Raw genomic sequence first — 17,345 nt, 5'->3', positions numbered from 1 at the left:
CCGCCTCCCGACACCGGCACGCATGAGGCAAGCGGATGACTACTTACCCACCAACCACGCCACAGCAAAGTAGACCTAGTGGGGGCATGAATGAAATCGCCATGCCCCCACTATCGTTGCTCTGCTCGTAGCTGAACCTGGCTCAGTCGTTACGACGCTCAGCCACAGCCGACGTCTCCCCCGCGCCGAACCCAGGCGCAAGATCAACAGGCTCGGACTCCGCCACCGACGTCGGGCGGGCGTCCATTGCGTCAGGTGACATCGACGCACCGACCGCACCCTCGGAGGGGAACTCCGCGCCGGCAGCTGCGCGCGCTTCGTTCTCGGCCGCCTCAGCAATCACCTTCTCGCGCTCCTCATCCCAGCGCGCCTCGGTCGCCTCCCAGCGATCCTCGACCTCGACAGAATCGTCGCCCTGGAGATCGGCCACAACCTCACGGCTCATCCGCCGCGCCATGCGACGGTCGTCGATATTCGACGCCGCAAGGTGCTTGCGCAGACGCAGGCGATCCAGATGCGAGAAGTGTACGCCCGCCGTCCACATCCGCCCCAACAACGAACGAATACGCTTACGACGCTTCGCCTCCGCACGGATCTCCTTATTCGAGCGCACCCACGCCACCGTGAGAATCGCTGCGAGCGCCAAACCAACCCAGCCCACGATTGGGAAAACCTTGTTCACGAGAGTCTCGAAGCCAACAAACGAAACGCCGTAGCAAATCACGATTAGCACCGCCATCGCCGCGTTGAAATAACGCGGATGCTTCACCGTTGCACGCTTCGAGAGCGCGTAGAACATGCCGATCGCAGTATTGAAGATCATGCCGAAAATCACCACGGACATGATCGTGCCGAACGCCGGATGGATCGAATCGACCAGCTTCAGCATCGGCATCGGGGCATCCTTGACGGTATCTGCCTTCACGAAGAGGGACACGACTGTGAGGATCACCAGACCGCCGAAGGCGGTGCCGCCCACAGCGCCACCCCAGCCTGCAACGCGGATCGAGAGGAAGTTACCGCCCATGACGAGGGCCATCGCCACCGCCGTCGCAAGGTTCATCCCCACATAGTTCAGCGAGGCGAGTATCCAGTTGTCGATCGCCGGAGTGATCGTGTGAACGGACGCGTTCATCTGGGCCGCCGAGCCGTCCGGATGCGTGAAGGCGTAAATCGCGGCAACGATGATCAGGGCGATAATAAACGGCGAAATCGCGCCGATCACCGTGGTCACCTTCGAGGTGTCGAGGAAGCCCACCGCAAACACGATCAGCGCCAGAATAATGCCGCCGAGCCAGTTCGGAATGCCGAACTGCTGGTTGAGGTTCGCGCCTGCGCCCGCAAGCATCACCACGCCCATGCAGAACAGCACGAAGGTGGTAAACACGTCCAGCAGGCGCGAAATGATTGGGTGTGCCACGCGGTCGTACACAATCGAGTGCTCTTTGGCGAGAAAGTACGAGCCGAGTTGGAGCACCACCACGCCAATCACAGAGATCATCACGGTGGCCACCACTGCGCCCGCAATACCCCAGGTGCCGTGCGCCACAAAGTACTGCAATACCTCCTGGCCGGAGGCGAAACCCGCACCCACGACAAGGCCAATGAACGCGGAAGAAACAATCAAAATTTGTTTAATCATAAGGAAATCTTTCGTGTCTTTAACCCTGCCACCCTACCCGGATTACGCTCCGATGTGGAGAGACAGTGGCGGATTGTGGCCGATTCCGCGGTAAGCGTATGGCGGGCGGTGTGGCGCCGGGTGGGAAGGAACAGTGCGGACGCAAGCCTGGTACCAGCGTCGGCGACGGTTCGTTCAGTTCACCCCGAAGTCGGAGTGGCAACCCTCCCCTCCCCGATTATGATTGAAGAATGAATCAACGCACGCGTCGTCTGTCTATGCTGATCGCGGCGTCGGGCACGGTGATCGAATGGTTCGATTTTTCGCTATTCTTCTACCTTGCCACGTCGCTCAGTTCCACCTACTACCCAAATTCAGAAAACTCCACACTACTTGTGCTAGCGATCGCGGCGGTGGGGTTTGTTTTCCGCCCGCTGGGTGCGGTGGTGTTCGGACATATCGGCGATACACGCGGGCGCACGGTTGCGCTGATCGCATCGGCGGGGTTGATGGCTGTGTCGATGGCGGGGATAGCGCTCACACCCGGGTATGCGACGATCGGCGCGTGGGGTGGCATCATTGTGCTGCTTTTCCGCGCGCTCGCCGGTTTCTCCGTGGGCGCGGAGTACACGGGCATCATGGTGTATTTGACTGAGACAGCGCGCCCGAACCGGCGGGGGTTGGCGGCGTCGTGGGCGGCGGCCAACTCGGAGGTTGGTGCACTGCTCGCGGTGGGGTCGGCGGCGCTGGTCACCCGGATCTTCGGCACTGAGGCCCTCCACGACTGGGCGTGGCGCCTGCCTTTTGTGCTCGGCGCGTTCTTCGCCGCCGGCATGATTCCGTTGCGTAAGTACATGGCGGAGTCGCCTGCGGTCACGACGAGCGCCGATAGCTCAGTGGCGAGGCCCGACGGCGGTGCGCAGGTTGCGTCGCGCAGTGCAGCTGGTTTTGTGGCTCGGGTGTCGCAGGCGGGTCATCCCGCGAGCGCGGACGCGGATGGAGCCGCGGCGTCGACCCCGCTGATGTACACGTTCCGCGAGCAAAAAATGGCGGTCTTGGTGTCGTTCTTGATCTCGACGGTCGGTTCGGCGTCGTATTTCTTGACGATTACCTATATTCCAACGTACGTGGAGTCGATGAACACAGATTCGATGACTGCGTTGCGGCTCGGCATTGTGGCGGCGGTGGCGGCGATTGTGGTGACGCCGTTCGTTGGCCTTGCGGCGGATGTTTTCGGGCGCAGGCGCGCTTTTATAGCGACCCTCCTTGCCCTGTTGGCGCTCGCGGTGCCGGGTTACGCGATGTTGTCCTCGGGCTCAGCGTGGGTGTTGGGCGTGGCGGCAGCGCTGTTGGCGGCGCCCGCCGCGGCGTGGTCTGCGATTGCGGCGTCGTCGGTGCCCGAGCAGTTCCCTGCACATGGACGGTTTTCTGGGATGGCGATCGGCTATAACTTGGCTGCGGTTTTGTTTGGTGGGCTCACTCCTGCGGTGGTGAGCATGTTGACCTCCGCGACGGGGAATCTGCTCGCGCCCGCGTATTACGCCATTGCGGTGTCCGTGTGCGCTGGTGTGCCGGCGCTGTGGCTGATGCGGGAGAAGATTTCAGTGCGGGCGTAGGACACCTCGCCGCCGGTACGCTCGGTCCGGCGAGCCCGACGCGGGGTGGGCCGCCTACCGAACCTCCTCACCCGAGGTGATCGCCAATTTTTGTCCTCCCCTCCGGCTACCATTGATGCAGAACTAAGGGAGGCAGCGTGGCCAAGAATTCGCAACAGGAAGTACTCGATGGCATCGGGGGCATGGAGAATATCGCCACCGTGATCCACTGTGCCACACGTTTGCGTTTCCAGCTCAAGGATAATTCGGCGGTGAATCGGGAGAAGATCGCCGGCGCGCCAGATGTGATCGCCGCGATCCCGCAGGCGGGCGATCGCTACCAGGTGGTCGTGCGCGGCAATGTTGCGGATTATTTTTCGAAGTTCATGGCTCTGCCGGCGATGCGCAATTTTGGGCGCGCCACAGATGATGAGCTGAAGGAGCAGTTGGAGAAGAAGGGCCGCGGGAAGTCGGCCGTGTTCAACGCCTTTTCCGAGTATCTCTCGGATGCGATCCGCCCGTCGCTTGGTGTTTTGCTCGGTGCTTCACTGGTGATGGCGCTGGCGATCGTGTTGCAGTGGCTGGGGGTGCCCGGGTTCGCCTCCACGGGCCGCACTCCTGAGCGGTGGTTCGTGGAATCGCTGTGGGCGGGCGTGTTCTTCTTCTTGCCTGTGTTGGTGGCGTACAACGCCTCGGTCAAGATGAAGGTTGATGGATGGCTGGGCGCGGCGGTGATGCTCGCGTTGATGACCCCGTTTACGGGCGCGATTCGAACGCTTGCGGCACACACCTCGGGAGGAACGGCCGGCTTGGAGGAGCTGGGCTCGCCGGCGGGAACGTTGAGTTTCACTCTGGATGTTTTCGGCCTACCGTTGCATTTGCCGAGCTATGGGGGCCGCGTACTCGTTCCGTTGGCGATGGTTCCCGTGTTGGCGTGGCTCTATCATTGGCTGAAGCGGCATCTGCCGGAAACGATGCAGCTGATGTTCGTCCCGTTCCTTACGCTGCTCGTGATGGTGCCGCTCACAGCGTTCGTGATTGGCCCTGCGTTCGTGTGGTTGGGGAACGAGATCGGCGACATGCTGGGCTGGGTGAATCGTTCCGCGCCATACGTGTTCGCACTGTCGATCCCCTTGCTGTATCCGTTTATTGTTCCGCTGGGGTTGCATTGGCCGCTCAACGTGCTGATGCTGGTGAACCTTTCGACGCTCGGCTTTGATTTTCTGCAGGGCCCGATGGGCGCCTGGAATTTTGCGTGCTACGGCGCGGCGGCGGGCGTGGCGATTGTGGCATGGCGGGCGAAGGATCACGCCACTCGTTCAACGGCGCGCTCGGCGCTGTGGGCGGGGCTGATTGGCGGCACGTCGGAGCCGGCGCTCTACGGCGTTCACCTGCGCTATCGGCGTGTGTATCCGGCGTTGCTGGTGGGGTGTGCGGCTGGCGGACTGTCGATCACGATCGGCGGATGGCTGACGGGCGGGGTCACAACGCGGGCGTTCGTCTTCTCATCGCTGCTCACTATCCCCGTCTTCGATCCTGCGGGCACGTACCTGATTGCGATCGCGGTGGCTTTCTTCGTGGCGATGGTTGGCGTGCTGATTGTGGGCTACCGCGAGCCTGGCGAGAAGCCGATTTTTGGCGCATCCGCGAACGGCACTCGTTTCCGGGTCGGCCAGCTTTCGCCGTTGATGGACGACGCCGATGCGCCAGTTACGGCCACGGCTCCGGCGGGTGTGGGCGTTCGCCAGGCTCCCGACGTCGGGGGCGCTGATGTCGCAGGTGTGCCCGCGCGGACGTCGGGGAGCGATCGGTCGGAGGCCGGAGCGATGTCCGAGGCTCCAGTGTTTGCGGACGAGGGGCCGGGCTCAGGGCTCGCGCACGCGTTCCCGCTCCCCTCGCAGGAGGGCCAGGTGACGGGCGCGGCCAATGGGTTGCACGCGAGCGTGTATTCGCCGGTCGATGGCCGGATCGTAGCGCTGGAGGAAACGAGCGACGCGATCTTCGCCTCGCGGGCTCTCGGAAACGGCGTGGGAATCGTCCCGGCGAGCGGCGAGTTCAGTTCGCCGGTTGCGGGCGTGGTCACGGCCGTGCAACCAAGCGGGCACGCCTACGGGATTCGCTCGGACGACGGCGTGGAGGTTCTGATCCACATTGGGATCGACACAGTGGAGATGGCGGGCCGCGGGTTCACCGCTCATGTTGAGCGCGGGCAACGTGTGGATGTTGGCGATCCGCTTGCGAGCGCGGATCTCGCGGCGATCGAGGCCGCAGGGCACTCCACTACTACCTTCGTGGTGGTCACAAACACGCGTGCGCTCGCGCAGGTGACGCCAGAGGCGCCCGGTGAGGTGGCCGAGGGCGGCGCGGTCATCGCCGTCGCGCTCTGAAGCCAGACTGTGGCGCGGCGATCTGACGAGCACGCCGGCGCACATCTCACGAACTGCATTTCCGCACGCCGTGTGCGTCAACCATGCACACACGTTTCGCGACTGCCGGTTCCCGGTTCGTCGCACCTATTGAACTGCATCACATGCGGTGCTAGGCTGTACGCAATCGGTTTTCGGACCGAAGGATTGTTACCCGTTTTGGGGCAAGACCTGAGATACCACCAGTGTATCTCGGGTCTTTTTTATTGCCCGAAAACGGCCACTTTCAGCAAAGGAGCTAGGTGTGACCACCAAAATTAACGCCCCCGAGGCGATTCTGGACGCCATCGGCGGCCCAGAAAATATTTCGAGCTTCACGCACTGTGCAACCCGCCTGCGTTTCGAGCTCAAGGACGCCTCCGGCGTCAACAACGACGAGATCGAAAAGATCCCTGGCGTGCTCGGCGCCGTCCCCCAGAGCGGCGACCGCTACCAGGTGATCATCGGCGGCGGCGTCGCCAACGTCTACAACGACATGGTGAAACTCCCGCAGATGAAAAACTTCCACGGCGGGAAGTCGAACGCAGATGTGAAGGACGAGATGCGCGCGAAGGCCCGTGGCAAGTACGCGTGGGTGGATACCTTCTTCGAGTTCCTTTCCGATTCGTTCCGCCCGATTCTCGGCGTGCTCCTCGGCGCGTCGCTGATCATCGCACTTGCAGCCGTGATGGAAGCTCTCCACATTCAAAACTTCCATGATCCGAATAAGGGCGCTAGCTGGGTATTCATCGACGCGATGTGGCGTTCGGTGCTCTACTTCCTCCCGGTGATGGTTGCTTACAACGCCGCGAAGAAGCTCAAGGTTGATGGCTGGCTCGGCGCCGCGATCATGCTCGCTGTGATGACCCCGGAGTTCGGCGCCCTGAAGAACGCGGCGGACACAGTGAAGACCACGTCGTCGACTCTCGGTGGCGATTTCTACACGGCTCACGTGTTCGGCTTGCCGATGCAGCTCAATGATTACGGCGGGCAGGTGTTCGTGCCTCTGTTCATGGCCGTGGTCCTCGCGGGTGTGTACCGCACCCTCAAGCGCATCATCCCTGAGATCGTGCACATGGTGTTCGTGCCCTTCTTCTCGCTGATCATCATGATCCCGCTCACCGCGTTCCTCATCGGCCCGATCTCGATCTGGCTCGGCTCCGGTCTGGGCGCTGGCCTGGCCTGGCTCAACGGCAACGCTCCGTTCATCTTCGCTATTCTGATCCCGCTCGTGTACCCGTTCCTGGTGCCGCTCGGCCTGCACTGGCCGCTCAACGCTCTGATGCTGATCAACATCAACACCCTCGGCTACGATTTCATCCAGGGCCCGATGGGCGCATGGAACTTCGCGTGCTTCGGCGCGACCGCTGGTGTTCTGTTCCTGGCAATTAAGGATCGTGATAAGACGATGCGCCAGACCGCTGCGGGTGCTCTCGCGGCCGGCCTCCTCGGTGGTATTTCCGAGCCGTCGCTCTACGGCATCCACCTGCGCTTCAAGCGCATCTACCCGCGCATGCTCGCAGGCTGCTTGGCCGGCGGTGTTGTGATCGGTATTCTTGGCATCCCGACCGGCGGCGTGAAGACCTCCGCCTTCGTGTTCACCTCGCTTCTGACGATCCCGGTGTTCACCCCGATGCTCACCTACGTGATCGCGATCGCGGTTGCATTCTTCACCGCGATGATCCTCGTGATCATCTCCGGCTACCGTACCCCGGAGCAGCAGGCCGAGTTTATCGCCCAGCGCGATTCTGAGGAAGGCGTTGCAACCGCTACCGCGACCGCCGCAGAGGCTGGCGCCCCGGCGTCGGCAGAAGACGGCTCGGTTGCAACTCTCGCCCCGGTGACGACGGCAGTGCTCGCACCGGTTGCCGGCAAGGTGATCTCGCTGGAGGAAACCGGCGACAAGGTGTTCGCCTCCCGCGCGCTCGGCGAGGGCGTTGGCGTGGTGCCCGCAAGCGGTCACATCGTCTCCCCCGTCTCGGGCAAGGTCAAGACGGTACAGAAGTCTGGCCACGCGTACGGCATCACGTCGGATACGGGCGTTGAGGTGCTCGTGCACGTCGGCATCGACACTGTGGAGATGAAGGGCGACGGCTTCGAGCCGAAGGTTGCCAAGGGCGACATTATCGAAGCGGGTCAGCCGCTGGTGGACGTTGACCTGGAGAAGGTCCAGGCGGCGGGTTACCCCACCACCACGCTCGTGGTAATCACGAATACTCGCGCGATGAGCTCGGTTGAGCCGCGCGTGGGCATGGATGTTCAGGCTGGCGAGGAGATTATTTCGGCAACGAAGTAATCGCGCTGGCAGGATTCCGGGGCGGGCGGAAGTTCACTTCCGCCCGCCCCGCCTCATCCCTGCGCGAACCGACATACCCGAGACATCGCGCCATACGGCACCGAGGCCCCGCCCCCACCGGTCCCCTGAGCCATCGCGCTCCGACCAGGCCACAAGCGGGATCCGCACCCTCACAGTTGCGCACAGCGAACGAAAGGCCCGGGCACGAGAATATTTCTGCACTAAAATGGTGCGGTGACGAAGGAGGTGGCATGAACGTATTGCGCGTGTTCAACAACAACGTGGTGTTGGCACGGGATGAGCACGGCACGGAGGTGATCCTCACGGGCCGCGGGCTCGGCTTCCAGAAGAAGCCCGGCGACGCCGTCGATCCGGCAGCGATCGTGCGCACGTTTGTTCCCTCTGATGACCGCTCCCCCGACCACCTCGGCCAGCTCCTCGCCGACATCCCACCCCAGATCGTCGCGATCGTCGGCGAGGTTTCCGCGAGTGTGCAGCTCACACCTGTTTCTAGCGCTTTCCTTCCCGACACCAGCACATCTAGCTCGAGCACTCCCACCGGAACGCCCGGCGCCGGTGTCTCCCACTCCGTCGCTCCAACCGGGACTTCGGCTCAGCCCCTCACCGGCGTCGTTGCAGAAAATCCAGCGCTACTGATCGCTCTTGCCGATCACATCGCGTTTGCCGTGAAGCGGGCGCGCAAGGGTATCCATTCGCCGTACCCACTCGAAGCAGAAGTGCGGGGCCTGTACCCGGCCGAGTTCACCGCCGCCCACGAGATGCTCGACGAGATCAACGCGCGTTTCGAGCAGTGCCCGCAGTATGAGGATGTCCGCCTCCCGGCCGACGAGGCGGTGGCAATCACGCTCCACTTGGTGAACGCCGCTTTCACGCAGGGAAACCTCGCAGGCACGTACATGATGACCGGCGTGATCCAACAGATGATCGACGTGATCGAGGACTATTTCGGGATCCACCTCGAGCAATCCAGCGTGAACGTTGGGCGTTTCATCACGCACCTGCGCTACCTGTTCGTGCGCATCGCCGAACACCGCCAGCTCGACGATCTCATGAGCGCGATCTCCGAATCGATCAACTCCTCCTACCCGGAGGCTGCGAAGGTGGCGCGCGTGCTCGCCGAAATCATTGAGCTGCGCACCGACGCCACGCTCTCCACCGACGAGGTTGCGTACCTTTCCCTTCATATCGCACGCCTTGCGCAAGATGCGCGCGGTTGAGCATCCGCCGTCACCTTGCCCACACAGTTTGCTTCGTTCAGCAAATTCACATGAAATCTGCGTTCATCTTTTTATAACGATTCGATAAACTTCTGCCCATGGCACACATGGTTCACAAAATTGGTGGGATTTCCGGCGCGCTGGCGCTGGGAATTTCGTGTGCCCTCCTGACGCCATTTGCTAGCGGTTCTGAAAGCTCTGCCACTGAAAAACAGGCGAGCGCGGCTACAGAAAAGCCCCAGCAGGCTACGCTGCACGTTGATCCCGCGATCCCCTACCGCTCAGCTCAATCGATGGCGGACGCTCTCGGGCCAATGGCCACCCTCATGATGGCGTCGCGCCAGCCCCGTTCAGAAACAATCGATTTCACGTCAGCTGATTCGCTCACCGTCTTAGTGAACAAGAAGAACCCACTTACCCCGCTCAGCTATACCCCTAAGGATCTGGTAGCACCGACGTCGCTTGGCGTGCCAAGTTTTGGTGGCCAGTTACTTCGCAAAGATGCGGCCGAGGCGCTCGCACAGATGTATGCTGCCGCGAAAAAAGCAGGGGTCTTCTTCGAGCTGCGCTCGGGCTACCGCTCCGCCTCGACTCAGGCAACCCTTCACCCCGGATACGCCAACCGTTACGGAAGTGAGCACGCGGAGCTCCTCTCGGCCCGCGCCGGGTATTCTGAGCATCAGACTGGCCTTGCCGTGGATCTGACCGACGGCAGCGAGCTTACGGCGGCGTTTGCCAAAACCGAGGCCGCGCAGTGGCTTGCCGCAAATTCATGGAAGTACGGGTTTATTTTGCGCTACACGCAAGGGAACACGGGCGTGACGGGTTACAACTTCGAGCCGTGGCATTTCCGTTTCCTCGGCGTTGAGGAGTCCACCCGTTACTACCGTTCTGGTGCGAAGACGTACGAAGATTACTTGGGCCAACCCGCAGCACCCACATACTAAGAACAGCACGAAAAAGACATTGATTTTAGAACTTCTAAGTTCTAAAATTATGTCGTGTGGGAAATCGATGTCGAACCAGTTGCCGACTGGCTAAGCAGATTAGACCCCAGCTCATCGGTACAAGTAATCGCGGCACTAGAATTGCTTAGAGAGCATGGGCCGAGTTTAGGGCGCCCACTTGTCGATACAATCTCAGGATCACGCCACAAGAACATGAAAGAACTTTGGCCAGGCTCATCCGGTCGAAGCAAAATACGGTTACTCTTTATATTCGATCCGAACCGGCGGGCCATTATCCTCATCGCAGGAGACAAATCCGGCCAATGGACAAAATGGTATAAAACAAACATCCCCATCGCAGATGATCGTTACGACCTCCATCTGAAGCAACTGAAACGAGGGAAATGATGGCACTACTACTTGAAGATTTTTTACGTGACCGCCCTGTTGACCGGCACGCTATCGACGAAGCAAAGGAAAACATGATGGCGCAAGTTCGCGCACACAGATTGCGCGAACTACGCGAAAGCGCCGGTTTAACACAATCGGACGTCGCACAACGACTCGGCGTTTCCCAACGTCAGGTATCCAAAATCGAACGTGGCGAGATTGAGACAACCAAGCTGGGAACGATACGGAATTACCTCTCGGCCATCGGCGGTTCCCTCTCCCTTGAATTTATTCAGGGCGACATACGCGTCCAGGTGGCCTGAGTCACTTCCCGAGGTACGCCAGCACTCCTGCGATCGCGGCAGCGACGCCGGTTTCCAGAGTGGGGTGTAGATCCGGCACGAAATGCGGGGAATGGTTCGGCTGGGCGGCAGCTGGATCGGCGAAGCCGCCAAGGCCCCAGTAGCAGTAGGGCGCGCCGAACGCATCGGCAATGATCGAGAAGTCTTCCGACGCCGTCGACGGGACGAGATCGTCTACACGTTCCTCGCCGAGCACCGAAACCAAACTCTCACGAACGCGGGCTGTGACGACGGCGTCGTTGGTGACGACTGGCGTATCTTCAAACATCTCGACTACTGGCGCCGGCGCGCCGCTCGCAGCGGCCTCAGCCTGTGCGATGCGATGGATCGCTGCAATTTCCTTTTCATATGTTTCGTCCGAATAAGCCCGGATGTTCACGAGGAGCTCTGAGGAATCGGGGATCACATTCGCAGCCTCACCCGCATGGAACGCATTCACGGAGACGACGCCGAATTCGCCAGGAGCGAGCTCGCGCGAGACGATCTCGTTCAACCGAGTGACAGTATGTGCTCCCATGAGAACCGGGTCGATTCCGAGGTGCGGCATGGAGCCATGCGAGCCGCGGCCAGTGAAGGTGATTCGTAGCGTTGCGGCCGCCGAAAACACCGGCCCGACGACGGTGGCCACGTGGCCTGCAACAGGGGCGGGGAGCACATGTTGAGCCAGGGCAACATCGACTCTGCCATTGCCGGTTGCCGCGTTCACGGCGTCCACCAGTCCCGCCGCGACCATCACCTTCGCTCCCTCGCCGGTTTCTTCCCCAGGCTGGAACAAGGCCACGTACGTGCCCGACCACAGATCGCGATGCTCGGCAAGAAACTCCGCCGCCCCCAGCCCGCCAGTAATGTGGAAATCGTGACCGCAGGCGTGCATCACAGGCACGTGCTCGCCCGCTCGGTTCACCTGCTGGGCGCGTGAGGCATATTCTTTATCGTCTGATTCACGTACAGGCAGACCATCAATATCCGCACGGAAGAGAACTGTTGGCCCTTCGCCATTGACTAGAATGCCAACGATGCCACCGCCGATCTCCAGGATCTCATAGCCAAGCTCGGAAAGCCGCGAGGAAATCGCTGCGCGCGTGCGATCCTCTTGCATTGACAGCTCCGGGTGCTGGTGAAAATCGAGGTACATGTCTTCAAATGCATCAAGGCGGCCAGCGACGGCGTCCACAACGGCGTTCATTCTTATCCCTTCGATACTGCAATTGGTGATTCCATGGTAGCGAGCGGTCGGCGTGCGTTGCCGGCCCGTCTCACTCGCGCGTTCGCTCGGCACCGATGCGCCGACGTCGACGGCTGCAAATCTCCCATCCAGCCGAAGCATTGGAATAAATGTGACGCGTTCAGCCTTACCAAATGAGGTAAGAATTGTGAGAACAGTTATCGCAGATGGTAGGCTGGCTCAGGTTCTATTCTTTCAAGGAGGACATTATGAAGCAGGGTATTCACCCCGATTACCACCCGGTGGTTTTCCGTGACCGCTCGGTGAACTACACGTTCCTGACCCGCTCCACCCGCACGTCGGATCAGACGATCGAGTGGGAAGATGGCAACACCTACCCGGTGATCGACATCGAAGTTTCGGATAAGTCGCACCCGTTCTTTACGGGCCAGCGCCGTATTCTCGATACCGCCGGCCAGGTTGAGAAGTTCAACCGCCGCTACGGCAAGCGCACCAAGTGATCGCGCGCAAGTAAACATCGCGAGGGCGAATGGGCCAACCCATTCGCCCTCGTTTTTCACCACGCGCAGCAAGAACGCGGCATAAGGAAAAGGCGGAGCAGGCAATACCTGCTCCGCCCTCGCTCAACTATCGCGAGATAAACCATTGTGCCTGGTTCTTCACAGTACGTCTAGACCCCGTCACCAAGGTCACCTATATTCGGATCTCCTGCAACGATATCAGGCACAATAGTGTCATGCGCTTTTCTCCCCTCACACTCACCATCACACTGACGGCCATCCTCTTCACAGCTGCGTGCTCGTCACCAGCCACTTCCTCTGAGCCAGGTGACTCATCGGCGTCGGCCGCCTCGTCCGCCGTCGTCGCACCGACTGCGCCAGCACCCAACCAGCCCGCACAACGCATGCGCGTTGAAACGATCGCCACGCACCCCTTCGACGCCTCCCTCTTCATGGAAGGAATCGAAGTGGAAGGCGGCCACCTCCTGGTTTCATCTGGACTCACCGGCTCCTCGTCCCTTTCGCGCCGAACGCTGACCGGCGAGATCCTTCAAAAAATCGATCTGCCCGCACAATACTTCGGTGAGGGAACCACGAGGGTGGGTGATTCGATCTGGCTCCTGACCTACAAGGCCGGCAAAGCCTTCAAATACGACGCAAAAACGTTCACGAAAACCGCCGAAGCGCATTACGACGGCGAAGGGTGGGGATTGTGCTCCTACGACGACGGGCAAATGTGGATGTCGAACGGCACCGACACGCTCGTGCGGCGCGACGGCGAAACATTCGCGGAAACCGGCCGCGTGAAAGTCTCTCTCGACGGCGCAGCACCGGGCCCGCTCAACGAGCTCTCGTGTACGAGCGACGGAATTTACGCGAACGTGTTTGTGACGGACACTATCCTGCGGATCGACCCTGTCTCCGGACGGGTTACTGCGGTGATCGACGCCAGTGGACTACGCCCCGAGAGCACACTCGCCGATCGGGAAGCTGTCCTCAACGGAATCGCGCAGATCCCTGGCACGGATCGTTTCTATCTGACAGGCAAACGTTGGCCCACCATGTACGAAGCTCGTTTCGTGCCCCAACAGTGAGCGCAACTTCCGTCCGCGGGTGGACGAGACGTTGCCACGCTCACAGGTAGAGTGGCCCATATCTAGGAAATACCAACTAGAATTTAGGTGCACCTAAGCGCCTGCACCGCGCTCGAATCCACCACACGAAGGGGTCGAAGTGTTCGCTCGACGTACTCTCATCACCGCATCCGTTGCGCTCGCCGCAACACTTGCCGCATGCTCACCCGCACCGCAGAATTCTGGCGTATCAACCCCAGATGCTTCGACACCCCCTGCCACGCAAAGCGCAACCACGTCAGCCAGTGCCTCGCCAACCACGTCATCGTCCGCGGTCACAACACCGTCATCAAACGAATCGGGAACGCCCACCGCGAATGCGTCCGGCACCGCCAGCACCTCGGCGTCGGGAAGCGAATCTGCCCAGCCGAGCGCGCAGACGCAACCCGAACAAGGAACCAACCATATCGCTTCCGCAAAAGCGTACGCATACCCTGCAAAGGACGTTCACGATTGGCTCCTCAACGGCAAGGAATCACCCACGTACCCCAAGGGTAAGAAGATCGTCTTCATCACGATGGACGATGGCCCGAACACCTCCACCACCGCGCGTAACCTTGATACTTTCAAGAAGGCCGGAGTTCACGCCACGTTCTACAATGTCGGCCTCTCCCTTGGAAACCCGAAGGTGCAGGAGCTCATGAAGCGCCAGTATGCGGAAGGGCACGCCGTCGCCGTCCACTCCAACTCACACGATTATTCTTTCCTTTACCCTGGCCGCCACTGCAACCCCGCGAACGTGGCGAAGGATTTCGACGCATTGAACGCGAAGATGAAGAATATCCTCGGCCCCGGCTGGTCCTCAAACACGTTCCGCTACCCCGGCGGTCACATGTCCTGGAAGGATATGGCGCCGTGCGATGCGGTTCTCGCAAAGAAGGGCGTGTATTGGCTCGATTGGAACGCCGGCACGAACGATGCAGTACCGAAGCGTTCCCAGCCAAAGAATCCCGAAACGATGATGCAGGCTGTGATGCAGACGGCGGGAGATAAGAATGTTGTTGTTCTTCTTTCCCACGATGCCAACGGTAAGGAAATGACCGTCAAGACCATGCCGAAGATCATCGACTACTTCAAGTCGAAGGGCTACGAGTTCGGAATCATCGGAGGTTAATCCGATTACCCCCGTTGTGATGAGGTGAGGGCCAGCGATATCGCTGGCCCTCACCTCATCACAACACTCGATTAGTTGCGCTTCGCAATCGGGTGCACATCGACGTCGTCAACCAACAGATGCCCCGAGGCGCGCTCACCGAGAGCCTCGAGCGCAAGGCGGCCCACTAGCTGCTGGTTCGTGACTGCACGGGCACTGCGGTGACGCGAGAGATAGCTCATCGACCAGCGCATCAGCGTGGACAAACGCGACTTAAAGCCGGTTAGTGCGAACAGGTGCAACCCACACCAGGCGAGCCAGGCGAAAAAGCCGCCCATCTCGAGCTTGCCGATCTTCACCACGGCCTTCGACTTCGCGATCGTCGCCATCGAGCCCTTGTCCTTGTACTCAAACTTGGCCGCCGGCTCGCGGCCAGCGAGGCGATCCTTGATGGCGCGTGCCGCGAAGCGACCCGGCTGGATCGCTCCCTGGGCAACGCCGGGAACGCCGTCGAGGCTCATCATGTCGCCCACAACGAAAATCTCCGGGTGGCCAGAGATCGTCAAATCCTCGTTCACTCGCACACGGCCGGCGCGATCAAGTTCGACGCCGGTGCGCTCGGCGAGCTTCTTGCCCAGCGGGTTGCCCGCCACACCAGCCGACCACACCTTGCAGATCGACTCGATGACCTGCTCGTTGCCGTCACGATCGCGTAGCGTGACAGTGGAATCGCTCATCCCCACAACCATCTGGCTCATCAGCACCTCGACCCCGAGCTTTTCCAGATCACGCTGGGTGCGCTTGCCGAGGCTTTCACCGAACGGCGGAAGTGGGTGCGCTGCGCCGTCCACGAGTACCACGCGGGCGGCGGCCGGATCGAAGTTGCGGAAATCGTGGCGGAGAGTCTTCGACGCGAGCTCGCGGATCTGGCCGGCCACCTCAACGCCGGTGGGGCCAGCTCCGATCACGACAAACGTGAGGATCTTGGCACGCTTTTCCGGATCCGACTCGATCTCGGCGAGCTCGAACGCGTTGAGGATGCGTGCGCGAAGCTCGAGCGCGTCGTCGATCGACTTCAGGCCCGGGGCGAACTGCGCAAACTGATCGTTTCCGAAGTAGGACTGGTTCGCGCCGGCGGCGATAATCAGCGAATCGTATGGCGTGCGCTCGGTTCGGTTATGGTAGCGCCACACAACCTCGCGAGCCTCAGTATCAATATCCTCCACCAGACCAAGCAGCACCCGGGCGTTCTTCTGCTTGGCGAGGATCTCGCGCGTGACCGGCGCAATCTCCCCCGGCGAGAGGATCCCCGTGGCCACCTGGTACAGCAGCGGCTGGAAAAGGTGATGGGAGGTCTTTGAGATCATCGTGACCTCGACGTCGGCTTTCTTCAATTCCTTCGTGGCAAACAGCCCGCCGAAACCCGATCCGATCACTACTACTCGATGTGGCACGTGTACTCCTCGCGTGTCATAAGAAAAATGCGAACTTAGGTTACCCCAAGTCCGCGTTCTTCCCATAGCCCGAGGGCCTGTTATATCCCTAACGTTTCGCAGACAAGCAAGAGGTGCCCACCGGCGTCGGGACAAAGCTTACCGACGTCGGCGGGCCGCCTTCCCCACAGTGTTACAGGTTCTCGGAGGCAAACTCGACCATCGCGGTCGTGTACTCGCCCACGATTGCCGCTCCACGCGCCGGGTTACCGGCAACGAGGAGCGAATGATCGGCGCCCGGAAACTCGAGCACGCGCACGTTCTCGGGCCAGGTGGAAGCAGCCTCGGAGTTCCAGTAGCCATCTTCGGTACCACCGAACGCGAACTGCGCCGCCGTGTTCGCGCCGATCGCCTCGATCACCTCAGGGGTATCCAGGGTTGGCGTGATCCATACCGAACGCACCGAATGCTCTGCCGCGTAAACAGACGAGAGCGACCCGATCGACTTCGCAAAGATCACGAGCGGCAGATCGTTGCCCTCGAGCGCCTTCTCCACCTCGGCCGTGATCGCCGGAACCGACCACTCCATGCCCGGATCCCACGCAAGTTCACGCACGTTGTAGCCGGCTGCGAGAGCCACCTGCTTCGCAAAGTAGAGCTGCGGCATCTGCGTCGGATACGCCTTACCAGGCAGGAGGAGCGCGAGCCCCTTGGGGTTGTCCACGGCAGTGTCTTGATACGTTGCCATCATGTTCCTTTCGTTGGCATTTCTCTCCTCCATTTATACACCCTGCTGGGTATTGCGAGGAAAAGTTTCGCTTTTCGCCGACGCCGTTGCGCAAGGGACGCTACGGGCGTGAGTTGCTCGCCGGGCGCAAGTTGCGCCCCGACGTCGGGCACGATTTGCACCCGCCCACCGCAAACGGGTAGGGTTGCCCCAAGTTTTTCCTTGAACACAAAGGAGGTTGAGCACGATGGCTTTCCAGATGATGCGAATGTACGCCCTGGCAGGCCGGTCCATGCTCAATGTGGTGTGAGTGATTCACACACACAGAAAATGAGGCCCGCTGCGAACGCCGGGCTTTTTTCATGTCCTCCAAACCCCGGCGAATGTTCGCTCATCATGAGCACCAACCAACTTCACAC

The 17,345-nt window shown here is 60.8% G+C and carries 14 protein-coding genes; 10 read left to right on the top strand and 4 right to left on the bottom strand.

All coding sequences use genetic code 11. From position 1 onward, the window contains the following. Positions 1-142: 142 nt before the first annotated feature. Positions 143-1,642, bottom strand: coding sequence for a YkvI family membrane protein (locus P8A24_RS03260; RefSeq protein ID WP_278059694.1), 1,500 nt, complete (start codon positions 1,640-1,642; stop codon positions 143-145). Positions 1,643-1,872: 230 nt separating this feature from the next. Here P8A24_RS03260 and P8A24_RS03255 point away from each other — a divergent pair, with 230 nt between their 5' ends. The 7 genes from P8A24_RS03255 (at position 1,873) to P8A24_RS03225 (ending at position 10,815) form a co-directional block, all read left to right on the top strand. Then, positions 1,873-3,237 carry an MFS transporter gene (locus tag P8A24_RS03255; RefSeq protein ID WP_278059692.1) on the top strand — a complete coding sequence of 455 codons (1,365 nt, stop codon included), beginning with the start codon at positions 1,873-1,875 and terminating at the stop codon, positions 3,235-3,237. A 137-nt stretch (positions 3,238-3,374) separates the two neighbouring features. Continuing rightward, a complete protein-coding gene (locus P8A24_RS03250; RefSeq protein ID WP_278059690.1) occupies positions 3,375-5,603 on the top strand; it encodes a glucose PTS transporter subunit IIA in 2,229 nt (742 codons plus the stop codon). A 283-nt stretch (positions 5,604-5,886) separates the two neighbouring features. Further along, complete coding sequence (locus P8A24_RS03245; protein ID WP_278059688.1) at positions 5,887-7,917, top strand: glucose PTS transporter subunit IIA; 2,031 nt, start codon at positions 5,887-5,889, stop codon at positions 7,915-7,917. Between the two features lie 251 nt (positions 7,918-8,168). After that, positions 8,169-9,155, top strand: coding sequence for a PRD domain-containing protein (locus P8A24_RS03240; protein ID WP_278059686.1), 987 nt, complete (start codon positions 8,169-8,171; stop codon positions 9,153-9,155). A gap of 98 nt (positions 9,156-9,253) precedes the next feature. Further along, positions 9,254-10,102: a M15 family metallopeptidase gene (locus tag P8A24_RS03235; protein WP_278059684.1), complete on the top strand. Its 849-nt coding sequence runs from the start codon at positions 9,254-9,256 to the stop codon at positions 10,100-10,102. Between the two features lie 54 nt (positions 10,103-10,156). Further along, positions 10,157-10,510, top strand: coding sequence for a type II toxin-antitoxin system RelE/ParE family toxin (locus P8A24_RS03230; RefSeq protein ID WP_278059682.1), 354 nt, complete (start codon positions 10,157-10,159; stop codon positions 10,508-10,510). Further along, positions 10,507-10,815, top strand: a complete 309-nt coding sequence (locus P8A24_RS03225) for a helix-turn-helix transcriptional regulator (RefSeq protein ID WP_278059680.1) — start codon at positions 10,507-10,509, stop codon at positions 10,813-10,815. Before P8A24_RS03230 ends, P8A24_RS03225 begins: the two co-directional genes overlap by 4 nt. Position 10,816: 1 nt before the next feature. Here the strand turns inward: P8A24_RS03225 and P8A24_RS03220 are convergent, their stop codons facing one another. Beyond that, on the bottom strand, positions 10,817-12,040 hold the full coding sequence (locus tag P8A24_RS03220) for an amidohydrolase (RefSeq protein WP_278059678.1): 1,224 nt from the start codon (positions 12,038-12,040) through the stop codon (positions 10,817-10,819). A 248-nt stretch (positions 12,041-12,288) separates the two neighbouring features. Between P8A24_RS03220 and P8A24_RS03215 the strand changes: the two genes are divergently transcribed. The 3 genes from P8A24_RS03215 to P8A24_RS03205 all read left to right on the top strand — a co-directional run bounded on the left by P8A24_RS03215 (position 12,289) and on the right by P8A24_RS03205 (position 14,787). After that, positions 12,289-12,540, top strand: coding sequence for a type B 50S ribosomal protein L31 (locus P8A24_RS03215; protein ID WP_278059676.1), 252 nt, complete (start codon positions 12,289-12,291; stop codon positions 12,538-12,540). Between the two features lie 236 nt (positions 12,541-12,776). Then, positions 12,777-13,634 carry a glutaminyl-peptide cyclotransferase gene (locus P8A24_RS03210; RefSeq protein ID WP_278059675.1) on the top strand — a complete coding sequence of 286 codons (858 nt, stop codon included), beginning with the start codon at positions 12,777-12,779 and terminating at the stop codon, positions 13,632-13,634. Positions 13,635-13,773: 139 nt separating this feature from the next. Beyond that, positions 13,774-14,787, top strand: coding sequence for a polysaccharide deacetylase family protein (locus tag P8A24_RS03205; protein ID WP_278059673.1), 1,014 nt, complete (start codon positions 13,774-13,776; stop codon positions 14,785-14,787). A gap of 71 nt (positions 14,788-14,858) precedes the next feature. Here P8A24_RS03205 and P8A24_RS03200 read toward each other — a convergent pair whose 3' ends face one another. Then, entirely contained in the window at positions 14,859-16,220 is a 1,362-nt protein-coding gene (locus tag P8A24_RS03200) for an NAD(P)/FAD-dependent oxidoreductase (protein ID WP_278059670.1), read from the bottom strand. Between the two features lie 172 nt (positions 16,221-16,392). Continuing rightward, positions 16,393-16,950 (bottom strand): alpha/beta fold hydrolase, encoded by a 558-nt coding sequence (locus P8A24_RS03195; RefSeq protein ID WP_278059669.1) that lies wholly within the window; start codon positions 16,948-16,950, stop codon positions 16,393-16,395. Positions 16,951-17,345: the final 395 nt, after the last annotated feature.

It is taken from the genome of Arcanobacterium wilhelmae, from assembly GCF_029632765.1.
Taxonomy (GTDB): domain Bacteria; phylum Actinomycetota; class Actinomycetes; order Actinomycetales; family Actinomycetaceae; genus Arcanobacterium; species Arcanobacterium wilhelmae.
Note: the sequence above shows the minus strand (reverse complement) of the source record. Positions and strands in the feature narration are given on the sequence as shown.

Coding starts and splice junctions, on each gene's coding strand:
- P8A24_RS03195 (WP_278059669.1), bottom strand. CDS start 16,950: ATGATGGCAACGTATCAAGACACTGCCGTGGACAACCCCAAGGGGCTC.
- P8A24_RS03260 (WP_278059694.1), bottom strand. CDS start 1,642: ATGATTAAACAAATTTTGATTGTTTCTTCCGCGTTCATTGGCCTTGTC.
- P8A24_RS03225 (WP_278059680.1), top strand. CDS start 10,507: ATGATGGCACTACTACTTGAAGATTTTTTACGTGACCGCCCTGTTGAC.
- P8A24_RS03235 (WP_278059684.1), top strand. CDS start 9,254: ATGGCACACATGGTTCACAAAATTGGTGGGATTTCCGGCGCGCTGGCG.
- P8A24_RS03240 (WP_278059686.1), top strand. CDS start 8,169: ATGAACGTATTGCGCGTGTTCAACAACAACGTGGTGTTGGCACGGGAT.
- P8A24_RS03220 (WP_278059678.1), bottom strand. CDS start 12,040: ATGAACGCCGTTGTGGACGCCGTCGCTGGCCGCCTTGATGCATTTGAA.
- P8A24_RS03210 (WP_278059675.1), top strand. CDS start 12,777: ATGCGCTTTTCTCCCCTCACACTCACCATCACACTGACGGCCATCCTC.
- P8A24_RS03215 (WP_278059676.1), top strand. CDS start 12,289: ATGAAGCAGGGTATTCACCCCGATTACCACCCGGTGGTTTTCCGTGAC.
- P8A24_RS03255 (WP_278059692.1), top strand. CDS start 1,873: ATGAATCAACGCACGCGTCGTCTGTCTATGCTGATCGCGGCGTCGGGC.